Here is a 19,900-nt window from a genome sequence, read left to right on the forward strand (position 1 = left end):
GTTCTCCTCGAGGACGACGATGCGCGCGCCGGGGAAGTGGCGCTCGAAGTCCAGGATGTTGCGCACGTCGGCGCCGCGCCAGGCGTAGATCGACTGGTCGTCGTCGCCCACCACGCACAGGTTCTTGCGCGGGCCGGCCAGCAGCCGCGCCATCTCGAGCTGGGCGCCGTTGGTGTCCTGGTACTCGTCGATCATCATGTAATGCCAGCGCTTCCAGTACGCCTCGCGCACCTCGGCGTGGTCGCGCAGCAGGGCGACGGGAAGGAGCAGCAGGTCGTCGAAGTCGCACGCCCCCGCCGCCCGCAGCGCCTGCTCGTAGCGGGGATAGACGTCGGCGGCGAGGACCGCGTAGTCGTCCGACCGGTTCCCCTTCACCGGCCCGACGGCGACCTCCGCGCGCGCCTGTTCGGGCGTCACCAGCCGGTTCTTCCAGTCGGAGATCTGGTAGAGGACGCGCTTGGGATCGAACGAGTCGTCGCCCGCGGTGGCGGAGACGTGCACCTCCTCCATGGCGATCTTCTTCACCGCCGCCAGCTGGTCGCCGGTGGCGTAGATGGAGAAGGACTTCGGCAGCCCGATCTTCTCGCCGTGCTCGCGGAGGATGCGCGCGCCGAGCGAGTGGAAGGTGGAGAGGAGGACGCCCTTCGCGTCTTTCCCCACCACGCGGGCCACGCGCTCGCGCATCTCCGCGGCCGCCTTGTTGGTGAAGGTGACGGCCAGCACGCGCCGCGGGTCGACGCCGCGGTCGCGCACCAGGTAGGCGATGCGGTAGACGATGGTGCGCGTCTTTCCCGAGCCGGCGCCGGCCAGGATGAGCACCGGCCCCTCGGTGGCCAGCACCGCCTCGCGCTGTTCGGGGTTGAGCTCGCGGAGGTATTGCGGGATGAACGACAAGGATTCGCTGCGGAAATGCGTGGACGACAGTGAGTAAGTGCCCAGTGCCCAGTGCCCAGTGCGCGGGAACGGCGTCGCGGCGCGGGGTGATGCCGCGGCTGCGCTGAGGTCTCCCTTTCCCCTGCGGAGCGGGGGAGAGGGCCGGGGAGAGGGGGCCCGCCGGCGGCCGCGCGGATGCCCGTCGCAGCGGACCGAAAATCGCCCCCGCGACGACTGGGCACTGGGCACTTGGCACTGGGCACTTTCGGGTCCGAAGATACCCGGAAATCGGCCCCCGGTCAAAGTTTGACGGGGTTCGGCCGGGCCGCTATGTTTCTGCCGCCCGAACCCCGATCTGCCGGCCACCCAAGACGGAGGATACATGACGCTACGAGACCGCTTCAAGGGGCTCTCGGTGGCGGAGGCTTTGCAGCTTCGCGCCTCGGAAGACCCCCGGCGGCCCTTCGTGGCGTTCGGGGACCGGCGGTGCACCTACGCGCAGATCGACCACCAGAGCAGCGCGCTGGCGGCCGCCCTGCACGAGCTGGGGATCGAGGCCGGCGACCGCATGGCGCTGACCCTCCCCAACTGGCCCGAGTTCGTCACCGCGGTGTTCGCCGCGGCCAAGCTCGGCGCCGTCATCGTGCCGCTCAACCCGCGCTACACCACCCCCGAACTGCAGTACATGCTGCGGCACTCGGAGACCGCGGTCGTGGTCACCGCCGAGAACTGGGAGGGGGTCGACTACCTGGCGCGCTACGAGGGCTTCCTCACCTCGCTTCCCGACCTGCAGTACGTGGTGAGCGTGGGCGAGGAGGAGCTGTGGTACGACGACCGCATCCACCAGTTCGAGGACCTGGTGTCGAGCGGCGAGGGGCGGCCGTTCCCGCGCCACCAGGCGGGGCCGGACGAGCTCTTCGCCATCCTCTACACCAGCGGCACCATGGGAAAGCCGAAGGGCGTCGCGCTCTCCCACGCCAACGTCCTCACCACCGCGGGGGGAACGGCCGACGCGCTGGGGCTGGCGGCCGACGACGTGGTGTTCGGCCTGAACTCGCTGTTCAACGTGTTCGGGCTGGGCACGGGGGTGCTGGGGACGATGATGGCCGGGGCCTCGTTCGTGCTGCAGGACCACGACGACACCGCGGCCGCGCTGGAGCTGATCGAGCGCGAGCGCGTGACCGTGTTCCACGGCGTGCCGACCAACTACGTCCTCGCGCTGAAGGAGATGGAGAGCGGATCGTACGACCTGTCCTCCGTGCGCTCGGGGATCGTGGCCGGCGCGCCCGCCTCCGAGGAGCTGGTGATGCGCATCCGGCGCGACCTGGTACCGGACCTGCGCATCGGCTACGGGCTGACCGAGACGAGCGAGACCGTCGCCCTGACGCGCGAGGACGATCCCCCCGGGAAGAAGGTGTCGACCGTGGGCCGGCCGCTTCCCGAGGTGGAGATCCGCATCCACGACGTGGACGGGTCGGTGCTGCCGGTGGAGAGCGTGGGCGAGATCGCCGTGCGCGGCCCCTGCGTGATGCAGGGGTACTACCGCCAGCCCGGCGAGACGGCGCTGGTGTTCACGGGCGACCGGTACTTCATGACCGGCGACCTGGGGATGGTGGACGAGGAGGGGTATCTCCACGTCCTGGGCCGGCGCAAGGAGATGATCATCCGCGGCGGGTTCAACGTGTACCCGCGCGAGGTGGAAGACCGGCTGCACGCCCACCCCGCCGTTCTCGACGTGGCCGTCGTAGGCCTGCCCGACGAGATCCTGGGCGAGGTGAGCTGCGCCTGCATCGTTCCCGTCGAGGGGGCGATCGTCACGGGCGAGGAGATCAAGGACTTCTGCCGTGAGGTGCTGGCGGACTACAAGGTTCCCGACCTGGTCCGCTTCCTCGACAGCTTTCCCATGACGGGGAGCGGCAAGGTGCGCCGCGTGGAGCTCGCGCGCATGATCAGCGCCGAGGAGAGCAGCCGCCGGCCGTGACCTCCGTCTGGACTCTTGAAATTGCGGAAGGGCTTCTCCGGCTGTCGCCTGGAGAGTGCCCAGTGCCCAGTGCCAAGTGCCCAGTGAGTAGTTTCCTGGGCACTGGGCACTCGGCACTGGGCACTTTTCCCCGCGAAGCGGAGAGGCTCGCCGCGTGAACCTGTACGTGGACGAGCAATGACCAACTTCGTGCCGCGGAGCCCGCACCTTCCCGGTGTGGCGCCCGCCTCCCCCGCCGCCCGCAACGCGGCGCTCCTGATCGACTTCGACAACATCACCCTCGGCGTGCGCAGCGACCTGGGCAAGGAGCTCAAGACGCTGCTGAACAGCGAGATCTTCTCCGGCAAGGTGGCGGTGCGCCGCGCCTACGCCGACTGGCGGCGCTACCCCAACTACGTGGTGCCGCTCACCGAGGCCTCCATCGACCTCATCTTCGCCCCCGCCTACGGCACCTCCAAGAAGAACGCCACCGATCTCCGCATGGCCGTGGACGCCATCGAGCTGGCGTTCATGCGCCCCGAGATCGGCACCTTCATCCTCCTCACCGGCGACAGCGACTTCTCGAGCTGCGTGATCAAGCTCAAGGAGTACGGCAAGTACGTCATCGGCGTGGGGATGCGCGACTCGTCGAGCGACCTCCTGATCCAGAACTGCGACGAGTACTACTCGTACCACGCCCTGAGCGGCCTGGTGCGCGAGGGCGACCAGGCCACGCCGCGGCGCGACCCCTGGCTGCTGGTGCGCGAGGCGGCGCAGAAGATGGCGGCCACCGGCGACTCGATGCGCACCGACCGCCTCAAGCAGGTGATGATCGACCTGGACCCCAACTTCGACGAGAAGGACGAGGGGTACAGCAAGTTCAGCAAGTTCGCGCAGGTGGCGGCCGAGAAGGGGCTGATCCGCCTGCACAAGGTGGAGAACGGGCAGTACGAGGTGGCGCCGATCGCCGAGGACGATTTCGGCGCGCCGCCCGCGCCCACGCCGCGCTACGAGCGCGAGGAGCGCTACGGCCGCGACCGCGACCGAGGCCGCCGCGAGCGTGGACGGGGGCGCGACCGGGACCGCGGGCGCGACTACGGCCGCGAGCGCGAGCGTGACTTCGACCGCGAGCGCGAGCCGCGCGGCGAGCCCGCGCCGCTGCGCCTGCACCGCGACGAGGAGCCGGCCGCCGCGGCGTCCGCCGCCGAGGGCGAGTCGGAGACCATCGCCGCCGCCTTCCCCGTGGGCGAGGCGGAGGTCGCGCCGCCGGCCGAGCGGGCGCCCGCGACGGCCGAGGAGCGCGACGCCATGCAGCAGGCGTACTCGCTGCTGCAGGCCGCGGTGCGCGCGCTGGTCAGCCGCCACGGCCAGACCGCGCGCGACGGCGACGTGAAGCGCCGCATGCTGGAGATGGACGGCGGCTTCGACGAGCACGCGCTGGGGTTCAGCAAGTTCAGCCGCTTCCTGCGCCAGGCGCACGAAGACCAGGTGGTGGACATCCGCCAGCTGGGGGAAGGCCGCTTCGAGGTGGCGCTCCCCTCCGCCGGCACCAAGCTGCCGCCGCCCGCGCTCACCGGCACCCGTCCCGAGCCGATCCAGCTGGAGCGCGAGCGCGAGGAGCCGCGCGTGGCCGCCGACACCTCCGCCGCGGAGCCGGCGGAGACCGAGCCGCGCGGCGGGCGCGGCCGGGGGCGCGGCCGCTGGGGCCGCGGACGCGGCGAAGGGCCGCCGCCGGTGCTCCCCGGCCAGGCGCCGGGCGAGGAGCGCCCCGCCGCCGCGGCCGAGCCGCAGCCCGAGCCGCGCGCCGAGGAGCCTCGCCGCGAGGAACCGCGGCGTGAAGAACCTCGCCGCGAGGAGCCCCGTCGTGAAGAGCCCCGGCGCGAGGAGCGTCCCGCTGCCGCCGCGCAGCCGCCGGCCGAGTCCGCGCCGCCGTCCTCCGCCTCGCGCGAGGGTGCGGCCGACGCGCACCGCGGGCTGCGCCACCGCCACGGCGGACGCCGCGGGTGGACGTCGCCCGCCGGCCCGCCGCCGCTCCTTCCCGGGCAGGTGATCCACATCCCCGGCCAGCGCCCCGCGCGCGCCGAGGAGCCGGCGCCGCAGCAGCCCGCGGCCGAGACGCCGTCCGCGCAGCCCCAGCCGCGGCAGCCAGCCGCGTTCGATCCCGAGTCGCTCGGCCTGCCGGCGGACCGCGCGGGCGTGGCGGCGCACCTCGCCGGCTACCGCGGCGTGGGTGCGGCGACCGTTCGCTCGCTGGTGGACGCGTTCGGCGAGCGCGTGTTCGAGACGCTGGAGAACGATCCCGACGCCGTCCGCTCGCTCCTCGGCCGCCGCGCTGGTCCGCTGCTCGAGCAGTGGGCGGCGGATCGTGACGCGCGCCAGGCCGAGCGTGCCGCGGCGCAGCCAGAGCCCGCCGCGGCGGAGGAAGCCGCGCCGCAGGCCGCCGCCGAGGAGCCGACGGAGGACGCGCGTACGTTCGCCGAGGCCGCGGCCGCCGTCGCGCCGGAGCCGGCGCAGGACGAGGCGGGGGAAGGCGATGCCGTCGCAGGCGAGACGGCGGAGGAAGCCGCGCATCGCCGGCGGCGGGGACGGCGTGGTGGTCGCGGCCGCAACCGCCATCGCGCGGCGGGTGAGGGGGAGACGGCTGCCGCGCCGGAGTCGGAGCTTCGCCCCGGCGGCGAGGCGGCGGCCGCCGAGGAAGCCATCGCCGCGGAGCAGGTCGATACCGATCCCACGCTGACGTCCCAGGCCGCGCGTCCCGGTGAGACGCCCGAGCAGCCGGCGGCGACTGGTGGACGCGGACGCGGCCGGGGTCGCGGTCGCGGAGCCGCCCCCGCCGCGGAGACGCCGGCCGCGGAGGCGCCGCCCGCGGAGACGATCTCCATCGAAGGCGTCGAGCTTCCCGTCGGTGACCGCGGCGAGACGGATCCCACGCTGATGGAGCAGGCCGCCGTCCCCGCAGGCGAGGCGCGGCCGCGTGGCCGTTCGCGCGGCCGTGGCGGCCGGGGACGCGGCGGCGGTGATCGCCAGGCCGCGGCTCCCGCGCCGCAGCCGGAGGCGCCCGCGCCGGCGCCGGAGCAACCCGCCGCCGAGCGCGGTGGTCGTCGCGGCCGCGGTGGTCGTGGCAGTGGCGCGCAGCAGGCGACGGAGACGGCGCTTCCCGAGACGCCGGCAAGCACGGGCGGCGGTCGGCGCGGCCGGGGCGGTCGCGGCGGCGGTCAGCCCGCGGCCGAAGCGGCGCAGCAGCCCGCGGCCGAGTCGCCGGCGAAGACCGGTGGCGGCCGACGTGACCGCGGCCGTGGTGGCGGCCAGCCCGCGGCGAAGGCCGCGCCGCAGCCCGCGCCCGAGGCGACGCAGGGTGGCGGCGGGCGTCGCGGCCGCGGCGGACGTGGCGGTGGCGCGCAGCCCGAGGCGGCGCCCGCGCCCGCACCCGCACCCGAGGCGAGCGCCGGCCGTGGACGCGGCGGTCGCGGCCGTGGCGGCGGCAATCGTCCCGCCGCGGAGGCGCCGCAGCCCGAGACGCCCGCGCAGGGCGGGGAAGGGCAGGGTGGCGGCAACCGCTCGCGCCGCGGACGCGGGCGGGGCGGACGGGGCCGCGGCGGCGCGCCGCCGGTCACGTGAGCCGAATCTCCACCACGAGCGCCGCGTCCGGTGAAAGCCGGGCGCGGCGCTCGCGCGTTGTCGATCCCCCGCCGCTGCCGCCGGAGTTCTACGCGCGGCCGGCCGAGGTCGTCGCGCGGGCGCTGCTCGGCACGCGCCTCGTCAGCGACGCCGGCGGCGCGCGTGTGGTCGGCGAGATCGTGGAGACGGAAGCCTACGTCGGCCCGCACGACGCCGCGTCGCACGCGTGGGAGAAGTTCGGCCGCACCGCGCGCAACGACGTGATGTTCGGGCCGCCGGGGATCACCTACGTCTACCTGATCTACGGCCGCAACTGGTGCATCAACGTGGTGACGGACACGGAAGATTTCCCCGCCGCCGTGCTCGTCCGCGCCGCCAGGCCGCTGGAGGGGATCGAGACGGCGCGCGAGCGGCGCCCCGGCCGGCCCGACCGCGAGCTGATGCGCGGGCCCGGCAACCTGGCGCGCGCGCTTGGCGTCACCGGCGCGCAGAACCGGCACCCGCTCGACCGGCCGCCGCTCTGGCTGGCCGCCGGGCGCGACGTCCCCGACGCGGAGGTGTCGGTCGGGCCGCGCATCGGCATCCACGCGGACCGGGCGGCGGAGTGGCCGCTGCGCTTCTGGATCGCCAAGTCGCCCTGGGTCTCCCGCCACTCCTGATCTCCATCTCCCGCTTCCGTTCATCTCCGGATGGTTCCATGCGAGCCGCGGCCTGCCTCCTGAGTCTCTTCCTCACCGCCGCCTGCGGACGTGGCGGTGCGCGGCCGGAAACGCCCGCGCGGAGTGATTCGGCGGCGGTCCGGCCGGACTCCGCGGCCGCGGACAGCGAGGTGGTGACGGAGCGGCTGGCGCCGTACGGCGACACCATCGTGCTGACGATGCGCGGCGAGCCCCGCTTCGGGTCGCGTCGCGCGCTGGTGAACGGCCGCGAGGTGTGGGCGGAGGCCGTGCAGAGCGTGGAGGTCTACGCGCTGCTCCACCCGGAAGACGGAGCGACGCTGGTCGTGCTGGCGGTCACGCCCGGCGGCACCGCGTGCGACCGGCTGTTCCGCGTGCTGGAGCTCGGACGTGAGGGTCCGCGCGTGACCGAAGAGTTCGGAACGTGCGACGGCGCGCCGCGCGTGCGCTTTGCCGGGAGACGGCTGCGGATGTGGTTCGCGGGATGGCTTCCCATGCGGGTGGCGATCGTGGACACGCTCCCGGACCAGGTCGCCTGGCCGGCAAACGAGCTGCTCGAGTACCGCGACGGGAGGATGGTCCTCGTCGCCAGCGGCCGGCGCGCGGACCGGCTCGTGGGACCGTGACCGGGGGACGGAGATGAACGATCGCGACGATTTGATGGACTTCGCCGCGCGCACGATGCGGGCGGCGGGCGAGCTGACGCTGCGGCACTTCGGGCGCGCGGCGGTCGACTGGAAGGCGAACCAGACCGAGGTGACCGCCGCCGACCTGGCCGCCGAGGCGCACATCCGCGCCGCCATCGCCGAGGCCTTCCCCGACGACGGGATCCTGGGCGAAGAGCATGGAGACGTGGCGTCCCGAAGCGGCCGCCGCTGGGTGGTGGACCCGATCGACGGCACGCGCTCGTTCGCGGTCGGCGTGCCGATCTACTCGATGCTGCTGGCGCTGGAAGAGGACGGGATCCCGGTTCTCGGCTGTATCCATCTTCCCGTCCTGCAGCAGACGCTCGTCGCCGCACCCGGCGCGGGTGCGTGGATGAACGGCGACCGCGCCCACGTCTCCGACTGCGCCGACCTGCGCGAGGCGCGGCTGGTTACGAGCGGCCTGGAGTACTGGCGCGACGAGTCGACAGACGAGCACCGCGCCGGCTTCGAGCGCTTGGTGAAGGCCACGCGCTTCGCCCGCACCTGGGGCGACGGCTACGGCTACTTCCTCGTCGCCACCGGGCGTGTGGAGCTCTTCTGCGACCCCTTCTGCGGCCAGCACTGGGACATCGCGCCGATGCCGCTGATCATCTCCGAGGCCGGCGGCACCATCACCCAGATCGACGGCTCGCCCGTGCGCGAAATGGCGTCCGTGCTGGCGTCGAACGGGCGGCTGCATGAGGCTGCGAGACGGATCATGGTGGGGCGCTGACAGAAGTCGTCTCTAACTTGATGGAGATGAAGAAGCGAACCGATGTGACGATGCGGGACGAGTACGACTTCTCCGGCGCCATTCGCGCGAAGTACGCCGAACGCTACGCCCAGGGCCCGATTATCTTCGCGCCCGATCAGCCCCTTGCCCGACGTCCCCCGCGTGGAACACCGCTTGCCGCGCCTCTCCTCCGTCAGCGCAGGACGGATGACCACACGGGCGGAGGGAGCGTGATGGGCGGCGCGTACAAGGCGATCGAGCTGGTGGGCACGTCGGAGCAGAGCTTCGACGACGCGGTGCGGCAGGCAGTGCGGCGGGCGGGCGAGACGATCCGCAACCTGGAGTGGCTGGAGGTCTGCGAGCAGCGCGCGTACATCGCCGGCGGCGAGATCCGCGAGTTCCAGGCGAAGGTGCAGATCTGGTTCAAGCTCGAGGAAGGCCAGCAGCCGAGCTGATCGGCGATCCGATGCAAAACACGACGGCGGCGCTCCCCTTTCGCGGGGGCGCCGCCGTCGCGTTTGGATCTGTATCGGCCGAGCGGTCAGCCGGGCACGACGTCGTCCTCCGCGGGCGCGGGGCGGGTCCACGCGTCGGGCGCCACCTCGACGAGGAGGTCGATGATCTCCGCGAACGTGGGATGGCGCGCGAGCTCGGTCAGCGACTCGTCGTCGAGCTTCTCCACGATGGCGATCGCGCCGTCGTCCACGTCTCCGCCCTCCAGCAGCCGCGCGAGCATCCCGCGCGGGTCGGAGCGCGCCGCCCATGCCGCCCGGTCGGAGATCTCCCGCCCCAGCGCCCGCTGGAAGCCGTCGCGGTCCGCGAACAGGAGCCGCTCGGCGCGCGGCACCGCCATCACCACGCGGAACGGGGTGGCGCCGGCCGCGCCGCGCAGCTCGTCCTCCACCTCCTCGCGCTGCGCTTCGGCCGAGGCGTCGTCCGCGGTGCCTGCGTCGAGCACCAGCGCGGCCGGCTCGCCGCGGGCCAGCACGGTGCGCGCGAGCTCGACCGCGTCGGCCGGGTCGCCGCCCTCCACCACGTCGAACGCGCCGCGGCCGGCGGAGCGGAGGACGCGCTCCACCAGGCGTCTGCCGGGGGCGCCGCTGATCACGATGTGCGGAGTCACGCGCGGGCTGAAAGAAGCGGGTGGATCGGGAGACTAACGACGGAGACAAGATATTCGCGATTCATCGACGGCGCACCGATCACGTTCCGCGCGCCTAATGCGGACGCTCGGCACGCGTCTCGCGGTCGGGAGACGGCGTTCTCGTCCGACCTGGAACCGGGGCAGGCGCAGCCATGAAGCCGATCCTCCGCATCTCGATCTCCATCGCCCTCCCGTCCCTCGTCATCGCCGCCGCGTGCGGGCGCAGCGCCGGGCCGGCGCCGGCCGACGGCCAGCCGCGCGCGAAGTTCGTCAAGGCGATCGACGGCTTCTACGGCCCCGAGTCGGCGAAGTACGATTCCGCGCAGGACGTGTGGTTCGTCAGCAACATGCTCGGCTACGGGTCGGCGCACGACGGCGCGGGGTACATCGTGCGCATCCCCGCGGGGACGCTGGGGCCGCCGCGGATCTTCATCGAGAGCGGCAGGAACGGCGCGACCCTCGACGCGCCGAAGGGGATGGCGATCCACGGCGACACGCTGTGGGTGGCCGACATCGACGTGCTGCGCGGCTTCGACCGGCGCACCGGCGCGCCGCTGGCGACGATCGATTTCCGCCCGCAGAGGGCGGTGCTGCTGAACGACGTCGCCATCGGCAACGACGGGCGCATCTACGTGACCGACACGGGGATAGGGATGACGCCCGCCGGCGTGACGCACCCCGGCGGCGACCGCGTCTTCGCCGTCGGCGCGAACCACGCGGTCTCGGTCGTCGCGGCAGGCGCGACGCTGGGGCGGCCGAACGGCATCACCCCCACGCCGCGCGGACGCGGGCCGGGGGTGACGGTGGTCTCGTTCGACCCGTTCCGCAGCATCGTCTACACGCTCGATCCCGCCGACCCGGCCGCGAAGCTCGGCGTGGTGGCGACGGGGAAGGGGAAGTTCGACGGGGTCGAGGGGCTGCCGGACGGGCGGCTGCTGGTGGCGTGCTGGAACGACTCCAGCATCCACCTGATCGGCGGCGGGCGCGACACGAAGATCATCGGCGGCCTCTCACAGCCCGCGGACATCGGCCTGGACACGCGCCGCAACCGCATCGCCATCCCCCAGTCCGTCCGCGACCGCGTCGAGTTCTACGAGCTGCCGCGGTAGGCGGGAGGACGAAAACCCGGCCGGACGCACACGCGCCCGGCCGGCTCTCGTGCCATCTCCCTGGGTTTCCTACGGCGTGGAGATCGGCTCCGCCGCCACGCAGTGATTCCGAGCCTTGGTCGTAATCCGCTCGAAGACTTCCGCCAGCGGCTCCTGGATGTCGGCCAGCCGTACGCGGCCTCCCACCGTGTGGTCGAAGATTGCCTGTTCCAGCCTCATCTCCTCCCGCTCGATCCGCTGGCCCATCGACACGTCGAGCCGGCGGAGCTCGCGCATAAGCGGTTCGCGTGGAACCGTCCCGGCGGGATCTCTCGAATCGCGCAGCATCGTGGAAAGCGCAGCGGCCCGACGGTGCGCCTCGGCCCAGCGCCGCAGTTCCGCGCGCTCCAGAATCGTGAGTTGCTCGACGCCGGGGCTCGGCGCGTCCCAGCGCGGGTCACCTCCGCTGGCCAGGAAGCGCAGGCCGATCGCCTGCGCCCGCTGTTGCGCGGTGATCACCGCCCGTCCCCGCTTGCCTGCCAGCTCCGCGCCGCATAGCACGGCCCCGGTCAGGTCGGCGCCGAGCAGGTTCGCGCCGGAGAGATCGACCCCCTGCATCCGTGCGCCCCTGAGGTCCGCCCCGCGGAGGTCGGCACCCTCGAGATCGGCCTCCTTCAGGTTTGCGCCGACCGCGGACGCCTCCCACAGCACGGCATCGTCCAATTCGGCGTCTTTCAGGATGGCGCCCTGCAGATCCGCCTCGGTGAGGTTGGCGGCATCTAGGTGGGCACGCTCCAGGTCGGCGTTGCGCAGAACGGCCTGCCGCAGCCAGGCCCGGCGCAGGTTCTCGGCGTCCAGCTCGAGCCCCGTGAGGTCGGCGTCGTCGAGGTTGGCGGCGAACCGGTAGCAGATCCCTCGATCCTCGTCGCGCCGGCCGATCTGGTCGGTGCAGGCGCCCCGGGTGAGCGCGAGGTGCGAGGCGCCGCCCGCGATGCCGCCCACCACTCCCATGATCACTACGAAGGGCCATATCCGGAGCCAGCCGGGCTCATTGTCGACCACGTTCCTGACCTTCATCGGGCGGGGGCGCACCAGGGACAGGTCCAGCCGGTCGGCACCCACCACCGATATCCCGCGCAGCAGCAGCGTGCCTGCGCCACCGCCGGAGAACTGCGCCGCGTCCAGCCACCGCACGCGTCCGCCGGGCCCCTGCAGCCACTGAAGACCGCTGCCTAGGTGCACGCGCATCATTCCATACGACCGGAGGCTGAGCCCCGCCGCCAGCACTACCGCCACCACCTGCACGATGGTTCCGATGCGGTCGTGGCGCGGCAGGTAGCGGAGCCACAGGACGGCGATCGTCACCGGCACCATGAACCAGACGAGGAGAGCGACCGTGAACCGGTCCCAGCGCGTGGTGCGCCTCCACTCCCTGGCAGTGTCGACGTTGCGGCCGCCGCGCTTGGTGTGGTTCGGCCACAGCGTGCCGAACGGCATCACGCACAGATTGGGAAACGAGTTGACCTCGCGGAACACGGCCCGCCGGTTGGGGAAGATCGCGGGCAGGTCGCGCAGCGTGCTCCACACCTGCTCCGCCGTCGACAGCAGGTAGACGTACAGCGCAAGCAGCAGCCAGGGGAGCAGGTAGAAGAAGGCACGGATCGGCACCGGCAGTCCCACCACCGGCAGCTGGAGCACCGCCGAGGGGAGGAACAGCTTGTCGTCACCCATCGTGAACGCCACGGTCATGATCGTGGCGCAGATGGCCAGCAGCGCGACCGCGATCCGCTCGGCGCGGGTGGAGAGCTCGCGGAGCGTCGCCAGCCCGTCGAAGGTGAAGCCGTCGGGAAGCCTCGCGTACTGGAGGTTGGATGCGCCGAGCCGTTGCTCGGACAGGTTCTCGACCTCGCGGAGGTCGGCACCCGTCAAGTCGGCCCCACTGAAGTCGGTCTCGTTGAGGTCCAATCCCTCCTCGAAAGTGCAACCGACGAGGGTGGCTCCATGGAACTGCGCCTGCTCCAGGCTCTTGCCCTTCACGAACCGCGCGCCGCTCAGGTTTCGTCCCAGGAAGCAGGCGCGCAGACGCTCGGAGTGGCCACGGCGTTTCAGGTAGATCTGGTGCCCGTCCAGGATGCGGGCGATTGCATCGTCGGGGATTCTCGGCTTGGGGGGTACTGCGGTCGTCGACACTTGAGCCTCCGCCAGGTGAAGGGAGATGCGATGGGAAGGGATGTTCTGGAAAGCGCCCTGCGGCACTGCAAGGAGATTCGGGGAGAGAAAACGGGCTCGACGCGTAGGCGCTTCGATTGCTGCGGATGCTGTAGAGTGTAGCTTGTGGTGCGGTGCGCAGGAAGCCTTTCGTTTCCTGCGCCGCCGTTTGCCCGCAAGACGAGAACGGCGCGGCGAGCACGGATCTGCAACGGAGTGCGATCGGAAACATGGACGAGACACAGATGATCGGCGACGCGTCGGCCGCGGCGGACGCGTGGCTGGAGCGGCTCGACGCAGGCGACGTGGAGGCCACCTGGGAGCGCACGTCGTCGCTCTTCCGCCAGCTCGTCGACCTGTCCAAGTGGACGCAGTCGTTCGAGCAGGTGACCGCGCTGTTCGGGCGCCCGCTCGAGCGCGAGCTGGCCACGAGCGAGTACCTGGAGTCGGTGCCGGGCGCGCCCGACGGCAACTACGTGGTGCTCACCTACACCACCGCGTTCGAGCGGAAGAAGGAGGCCATCGAAACCGTCGTCGCCGCGCTGGACGACGACGGCGAGTGGCGCGTGGGCGGGTACTTCGTCCGGTAGATGCGGCGATGCTCTCCATCTCCTGCTTCCGCAGCGACGACGTGTAGGCTGGTAATCCGGACGGATAACAGGCCGCACACCAAAGCATGTCATTCCGAGGGCGCCGCTGGATCTCTGGAGGTGACGTAAATCCAGGCGCCCGAGGAATCTATAGCCGCATCACGAGCGACAGCCCGCCTATCCGCACGGGCCGTGACTGGGTCTACGCTGCCGGCCGTCCGAGCGGATCGAAGAACCCTTCGTCCTCGGAAAGGTCCCGCCACGTTGGGTTCGCCGCAGCGATCAGCTCCACCTTCTTCGACCTCCGCCAGCTCTTGATCTCCTTCTCCCGCTCGATCGCCGCGAGGACGTTGATCGTCGCTTCGTAATAGACGAGCTGCGTCACGTTGTACTTCGTCGTGAACCCCGGCGTCTTCTTCTCCTTGTGCTCCCACACGCGGCGCGCGAGGTCGTTCGTCACGCCCACGTAGAGCGTCCTGCTCGCATTCGACAGGATGTAGACGTAGTACGTTCGCATGGGTCCCGGTGCGTTGAGGGTGATCATCAACGCCCGACCTCGATCTGTCATTCCGAGGGCGCCGCGCCGCTCTGTCGGAATCGACGAAGTCTGGCGCCCGAGGAATCTGTAGCCGGCTTGCGCGCGGAACTCCGCCTATCGCGCGAAAGCCGGCCACAGATTCCTCAGGAGCCGCCAGATGTCAGTGCTGACGCAGTTTCGGCGCGGCGGCTCCTTCGGAATGACAGCCCGCTTTGGACGCGACAGGTAAACGACCGTGCGGACGCTGGCCAAAGATTCCTCAGGAGCCGCCAGATGTCGGTGCTGACGCAGTTTCGGCGCGGCGGCTCCTTCGGAATGACAGCCCGCTTTGGGACGCGACAGATAAACGACTGTGCGGACGCTGGCCAAAGATTCCTCAGGAGCCGCCAAGTGTCGGTGCGGATGCTGGTTTCGGCGCAGCGGCTCCTTCGGAATGACAGTCGAAGCGCGACAGGCAACCTATGGTGCGAACACGGGCCAAAGATTCCTCAGGAGCCGCCAGGTGTCGGTGCTGACGCAGGTTCGGCGCGGCGGCTCCTTCGGAATGACAGATTGTGGGGCTGTTGACGTCTCCCTTGTCTGCTCAATGCCCGGCGGCGGCCTCCGCGTCGCGGGGGACGGAGACGGCGGCGTCGGCGCTCGCGGGGTCGCTGCGGGGGTGGACGCCGCTCAACAGCTGGTAGAGGAGGATGGCGCCGAACGTGGCAGTGCCGATCCCGCCGATGGAGAAGTTGCCGAACTTCAGCTCCAGGTTCCCCGCGCCCAGCGTCAGCGTCACCGCGGCCACCACCAGGTTGCGGCTGTCGGAGAAGTCGACGCGGTTCTGCACCCAGATCCGCCCGCCCGTGGCCGCGATCAGCCCGAACAGCACGATCGACAGCCCGCCCAGCACCGGCACCGGGATCGTGCCGATCAGCGCGCCGAACTTCGGGCTGAAGCCCATCAGGATCGCCACCACCGACGCCACCACGAAGATCAGCGTGGAGTAGATCCGCGTCACCGCCATCACCCCGATGTTCTCGGCGTACGTGGTGACGCCGGTGCCGCCGCCGCTGGCCGCCAGCATCGTCGCCACGGCGTCGCCCAGGAAGGCACGGCCGAGCCAGCGGTCCAGGCTGCGCCCCGTCATCGCCCCCACCGCCTTCACGTGCCCCAGGTTCTCGGCCACGAGGATCACGGCGACGGGTGCGAACAGCGTCATCACGTCCGCGCGGAACACCGGGGTGGAGAAGTGCGGCAGCCCGATCCACGCCGCCTGTCCCAGCGGCGCGAAGTCGATCGGCTTCCCCATCCCCATCCCGTTGGCCAGCACCGCGTACAGCGCGTAGCCGATCACCCCGCCCAGCAGGATCGGCAGCCGCTTCAGCATCCCCGGCGCGTACACGGCCACGGCGGCCGCCGCCAGCGCCGTCGCCAGCCCGATCCCCGTGTTGAACGAGCTCCCGCCCACGTCGCGGATCGCGATGGGCGCGAGATTGAGCCCGATCACCGCCACCACGGCGCCGGTGACCACGGGGGGCATCAGCCGCTCCACCCAGCGGTAGCCGGCGAACATCACGATCACGCCGATCAGCGCGTAGACCGCCCCCGCCGCGATGATCCCGCCCAGCGCCACGCCGATGTTGGCGTTCGGCCCCGGCGGGCGGTATCCCGTCGACGCCAGCACCACGGCCACGTAGGCGAAGCTGGAGCCCAGGTAGCTCGGCACCCGTCCACCGACCACCAGGAAGAAGGCCAGCGTGCCGATGCCGGAGAAGAAGATGGCGGTGTTGGGGTCGAAGCCCATCAGGATCGGCACCAGCACGGTGGCGCCGAACATGGCGAAGACGTGCTGGATGCCGACCACCATGGTCTGCCCCCACGGCAGCCGTTCGTCGGGGGCGATGACGCCTTCCTCCTTCAGCGTCCAGCGCGGCAGGAAACCACCGTTGTCGTGGTCGGGCATGCGCGTTCCTCGGGGATTGGAGATGGGGGATGGGACGGGAGATATACGGCAGGATGCGGAGGAAGTGTGTGCCCCGGCGGGATTTCCGCAAGAGATACGTTGTCTCGGGGATAAAAGACCTAGGTCTCACGCAGAGTCAGCAGAGTCAGCAGTTGAACAGCTGCAGCTCAACTGCTGACTCTGCTGACTCTGCGTGAGACTTGCTGTTTCTTTCTGATTCTCGGAGATCTACGGCCGCGGGCGCAGCGTCTCCGCGGCCCGGCAGACGGCGATCAGCCCGCGCTCGTGGTGCCCGCCCGGCGTGGGCGCTTCCCACGCAGGCGCGGCCCGGCTGTCGCTCTGTTTGAGGCGCGCGCGGAGGAAGAGCGAGCGGTTGACGAGCCGCGTCCGCCGCGCCGCGCAGTCGAACTCCATCTGGTACTCGGCGGCGTCGAGCAGGTCGGCCTCCGGCCCCACGGGGCGCGTGTAGTCGATGCGGAAGCGGCCGCGCACCACGCCGTCGGTGCCGCGCGTCAGCCGCGCGCTGTCCACCGCCACGCGCGAGATGAAGTTCACGTCCACGATGGTGTATCCCGGCGGCAGCGGCGCGAACTCGGGAAGCATGCCGCGGCGGCCCATCTCGTCGTACCAGCCGGGGCCGCGCCAGACGAGTTGCACGTGGTGCACGCCGTCGCGGTAGTACGACTCGACGCCCATCTCCGACAGCCCCGCCCGCCACACCAGCAGGTCCTCGCGCAGCGTGTCGGGCCGGCCGAGCGACCCCTGCAGCGAGTCCACCAGCGCGTGGAACCGCGCGTCCACGCTCCGTCCGCGCACCGTGTCGACGAGGAGGAATCCGACCGCGCGGCCGTCCTGCAATTCCAGTTTCACCAGCGCGCCATCGCCGCGCTGGAACACGAGGTCCCCGCGGTCCACCGTGCCGGAGAAGGCGAATCCCCGCGCCTCCAGCCGCGCCCGCGCGCTGTCCGCCGCCGCGTGCCACGGTACGCCCGCGAACGTGAACTCCCGCTGCGCGATCGTCTGCGATGCCGTCGCGACGACGACGAGCGGCAGCAGGAGCAAAGACTTCGGCGTGGTGATCATGATGGACCGGGGGGCGAAAGGGACGCATCTCCAAACTAGGCGCGCATTTCCATCCCTCCAAGCCCTTATGATCCATGGCCATGAGAAGAATCGGCCGGAGCCACGTGGACTCCGGCCGATCGCGATTCATCCTGCTGTCCCCTGTCCCCTACCGCGTCGCCGTGGCCAGGAACCAGTCGCGGAAGTAGGGCGCGGGGATGGTTCCCATGCGCATCAGGCGCTCGTGGAACTCCTTGGCGCTGTAGGCGCTCCCCTTCGCCTGGCGGTAGGCGTCGCGGAGCGACTGGATCGCCGTCTTGCCCAGGTTGTAGGTGATGGCCTGCGTGGGCCACTTGCTGTAGCGGTAGATGGCCCGCTGCGCGCCCTCCGCCACCGCCTTGGCCGCCGGGTCGCTCGCCGCCTTCTCGCGCGCGCCGGGGAAGAAGTTCACGTTGGCGTTGAAGTAGTCCACCGCCTGGTCGAAGGTCATCCGCCCCGTGTGCATTCCCACGTCCACCACGATGCGCACGGCGCGCAGCAGCTGGCCCTGCAGCTCGTACATGTACTCGCCCGGCGTGTAGAAGCCGTACGGGCGGCCCTGCGTGGGCTCGCTCATCAGCTCCTCGGCGTACAGCGCCCACCCCTCGGCCGCCATCGAGTCCTCCCACATCGAGCTGCTGTCCTCCACCGCGCCCGGCGTCAGCCAGCGGATGGTGGAGATCTCGGACGCGTGCTGCGTCATGTACTTGTAGTGCCAGTCGTGCCCCGGGAAGCCCTCGTGGATGGCGGTGTCGGCCACCGATGAGCGGTTGTTCTCACGCAGCGCGGCCGGGTCGTTCCCCGTGGGCGTCAGGTAGAAGCGGCCCACGCCCGTCTTCTTGAACGGCGGCGCCGCGTAGTACGCCGCGTCGATGGTGCTGCGCAGCACCGGCGGCGTGGGATACACGTCCAGACGGTAGTCGGCGGGGATGTCGAACAGCTGCCGCTCGCGCCCGTAGGCCACGGCGCGGCGGCCGGCGTCGACGTACCACTGCAGCAGCTCGTCGTCGTCCTTCGGCGAGTCCTTGCCGAGCGACTCCATCACCGCGCGGACGCTGGCGTTCTTCTGCTCGCGCGTGCCGAACTGCAGGCCGAGGTTGTTCTGCCGGCTGATGGCCTCGGCCACCTCGTAGATGCGGTTCTGGTAGACGTCCACCTGCCGCTGCCCGTAGTCGAACAGCTGGGCCGTCGTCCGCGTCTCGCGGAGGTTGTTGCGGAGACGCCATTCGTACTCCTGCGTCCCCACCGCGTAGCGGTCCGTCCGGTCGCCCGCGTAGGTCTGCTGCAGGAAGCCGGCGAACGCCGTCCACCCGTCCGCCGCCGCCGTGGACGCCTGGCGGATGCGCGCCAGCATCGCCGTGCCGAAGGGGCGGCCGCCGATGTACTTCTGCGCCTGCTCGAGCAGCGTGGTGCGGAAGTAGTCGGCGTTCGAGCGGCTCCCGGCGATCCCGTCGCGCTCCACCATCCGCCAGTCGGGGATGTTGCCGCGCTGCTTCCCCGCGAGGAGGTTGGTCTTCGCGGCCTCGAGGTACGCGGGGATGGAGGCCACGCGCTTGGCCACCATCTCCCACTCGTCCTCGGTTCCCAGCAGCCCGCTGCCCGCGTCGGTCATCTGCTGGATCTGCCAGTCGACGCCGCGGAAGGGCTCGGCCACGTAGGTGTCGACCGAGCGCTCGTAGTAGCGCAGGTCGCCGACCTGGTGGAGGATGAAGTCGAGCTGCGCGCCCAGCACCTCCCAGTCGATCCGCTCCTCGGGCGAGAGCGTGGCGGGGCGGATGGCGTCGCGCGCCGCCTTGATCTGGCGGTAGAAGGCCAGCTCCTGCTGCAGCGCGGCGGGGCGCCAGTCGCGGTAGCGCGTGTTGATGTCGCGCAGCTGCGGGCTGTACGCGTCGCCACCCAGGTAGGTGGCGGTGACGGGGTTCAGCTCCAGCACGCGCACGAAGTAGCGGTCGCGCAGCCGCGCGAACTCGCTCTGCTCGCCCATCGCCTGGGCCAGCAGTCCACCGCGCTCCAGCTGCGGGAGGATGCCGAATGCGAGCGCGGCCTGCGCGCCCTGCTGGAAGAACGAGCGTCGGTCCAAGGGTGCCCCGTGGGTGCATGTCGTTCGGTGGACGGCGGAGATACAGATCGCCTCCGCGCCGTCGGGATCGTGCCCGGGCCGAATCCTGCGGCCCCGCGCACCCGAGCACAAGTAGGCGCGCCGCGGGTGCGGGGGATCGGAAACATGTGATTCGGCGGATGATGGAATTCCGAAGGAAGGATGATGTTCCGTCGCGCGTGATCCGGCGAGCAACACGTGGCGATGTGCTCGGGAGCCGGGACGGATCGAAGTCCGCGAAGGCGGACTGTGTGTCGTTGTAGCCGCGACTTCAGTCGCATCCCCACCGGGTCCGTCGCGATTCTGCATCTCTTGTCCCGAACACCGGCCGCAGGGTAGCCGGGGCGGGGTGGGCGAGATACATTCGGCGCCCTGCCCTGGCTGCTGTGGCGTGAGGTGTGGATGGGTGCGGTGGACCGGAGCAGCCAGGGCACCCTCCTGCCCGTTCCCGGCCCGCGTGGGCCGCCGATCGATATGCCGCGAGGCCGGCCTGCCGCAGGGTGGGCCGGCCTCTCGTGTGTTCCCGGAAATGCGCCGCTGGGCCGGCTATCTTAACCGATTCGATCGAGGAAGATCGCCGCAGGGCCGCCGCACGCGCGAGGGTGCGGCCCCTCATCCCTCCCAGCTAGGACGTGATACTT

General features: G+C 71.2%; 15 protein-coding genes. 8 read left to right on the plus strand and 7 right to left on the minus strand.

Annotated elements, in window-relative coordinates:
• Positions 1-894 (minus strand): UvrD-helicase domain-containing protein (locus tag VF092_00590; GenBank protein ID HEX6745779.1); only part of this gene is annotated, 894 nt, incomplete at its 3' end.
• Between the two features lie 361 nt (positions 895-1,255).
• On the opposite strand from VF092_00590, the gene VF092_00595 reads away from it, so the two are divergent.
• The 6 genes from VF092_00595 (at position 1,256) to VF092_00620 (ending at position 9,002) form a co-directional block, all read left to right on the plus strand.
• Positions 1,256-2,854 carry an AMP-binding protein gene (locus tag VF092_00595; GenBank protein ID HEX6745780.1) on the plus strand — a complete coding sequence of 533 codons (1,599 nt, stop codon included), beginning with the start codon at positions 1,256-1,258 and terminating at the stop codon, positions 2,852-2,854.
• Positions 2,855-3,031: 177 nt separating this feature from the next.
• Complete coding sequence (locus VF092_00600) at positions 3,032-6,451, plus strand: NYN domain-containing protein (GenBank protein HEX6745781.1); 3,420 nt, start codon at positions 3,032-3,034, stop codon at positions 6,449-6,451.
• Positions 6,448-7,110 (plus strand): DNA-3-methyladenine glycosylase, encoded by a 663-nt coding sequence (locus tag VF092_00605; GenBank protein HEX6745782.1) that lies wholly within the window; start codon positions 6,448-6,450, stop codon positions 7,108-7,110. Before VF092_00600 ends, VF092_00605 begins: the two co-directional genes overlap by 4 nt.
• Positions 7,111-7,148: 38 nt before the next feature.
• Complete coding sequence (locus VF092_00610) at positions 7,149-7,754, plus strand: hypothetical protein (protein HEX6745783.1); 606 nt, start codon at positions 7,149-7,151, stop codon at positions 7,752-7,754.
• 13 nt (positions 7,755-7,767) lie between these two features.
• Complete coding sequence (locus VF092_00615) at positions 7,768-8,547, plus strand: inositol monophosphatase family protein (GenBank protein ID HEX6745784.1); 780 nt, start codon at positions 7,768-7,770, stop codon at positions 8,545-8,547.
• Positions 8,548-8,567: 20 nt separating this feature from the next.
• Entirely contained in the window at positions 8,568-9,002 is a 435-nt protein-coding gene (locus tag VF092_00620; GenBank protein ID HEX6745785.1) for a dodecin, read from the plus strand.
• Between the two features lie 86 nt (positions 9,003-9,088).
• Here the strand turns inward: VF092_00620 and VF092_00625 are convergent, their stop codons facing one another.
• Entirely contained in the window at positions 9,089-9,670 is a 582-nt protein-coding gene (locus VF092_00625; protein HEX6745786.1) for a hypothetical protein, read from the minus strand.
• Between the two features lie 173 nt (positions 9,671-9,843).
• Here VF092_00625 and VF092_00630 point away from each other — a divergent pair, with 173 nt between their 5' ends.
• The gene (locus VF092_00630; GenBank protein ID HEX6745787.1) at positions 9,844-10,800 is read left to right on the plus strand and encodes a hypothetical protein; all 957 of its coding nucleotides are present in this window, start codon (positions 9,844-9,846) and stop codon (positions 10,798-10,800) included.
• 69 nt (positions 10,801-10,869) lie between these two features.
• On the opposite strand, the gene VF092_00635 is transcribed toward VF092_00630, so the two are convergent.
• Complete coding sequence (locus tag VF092_00635) at positions 10,870-12,969, minus strand: pentapeptide repeat-containing protein (protein HEX6745788.1); 2,100 nt, start codon at positions 12,967-12,969, stop codon at positions 10,870-10,872.
• A gap of 248 nt (positions 12,970-13,217) precedes the next feature.
• On the opposite strand from VF092_00635, the gene VF092_00640 reads away from it, so the two are divergent.
• Positions 13,218-13,577, plus strand: coding sequence for a DUF4019 domain-containing protein (locus tag VF092_00640; GenBank protein HEX6745789.1), 360 nt, complete (start codon positions 13,218-13,220; stop codon positions 13,575-13,577).
• Between the two features lie 202 nt (positions 13,578-13,779).
• Here the strand turns inward: VF092_00640 and VF092_00645 are convergent, their stop codons facing one another.
• The 4 genes from VF092_00645 to VF092_00660 all read right to left on the minus strand — a co-directional run bounded on the left by VF092_00645 (position 13,780) and on the right by VF092_00660 (position 19,241).
• Positions 13,780-14,094, minus strand: a complete 315-nt coding sequence (locus VF092_00645) for a GIY-YIG nuclease family protein (GenBank protein HEX6745790.1) — start codon at positions 14,092-14,094, stop codon at positions 13,780-13,782.
• Between the two features lie 604 nt (positions 14,095-14,698).
• Complete coding sequence (locus tag VF092_00650) at positions 14,699-16,060, minus strand: solute carrier family 23 protein (GenBank protein ID HEX6745791.1); 1,362 nt, start codon at positions 16,058-16,060, stop codon at positions 14,699-14,701.
• Positions 16,061-16,288: 228 nt separating this feature from the next.
• Positions 16,289-17,143, minus strand: coding sequence for a hypothetical protein (locus tag VF092_00655; GenBank protein ID HEX6745792.1), 855 nt, complete (start codon positions 17,141-17,143; stop codon positions 16,289-16,291).
• A 148-nt stretch (positions 17,144-17,291) separates the two neighbouring features.
• Complete coding sequence (locus VF092_00660) at positions 17,292-19,241, minus strand: DUF885 domain-containing protein (protein ID HEX6745793.1); 1,950 nt, start codon at positions 19,239-19,241, stop codon at positions 17,292-17,294.
• Between the last annotated feature and the right edge of the window lie 659 nt (positions 19,242-19,900).

Origin of the sequence: Longimicrobium sp., assembly GCA_036377595.1 — a bacterium.
Lineage (GTDB): Bacteria > Gemmatimonadota > Gemmatimonadetes > Longimicrobiales > Longimicrobiaceae > Longimicrobium.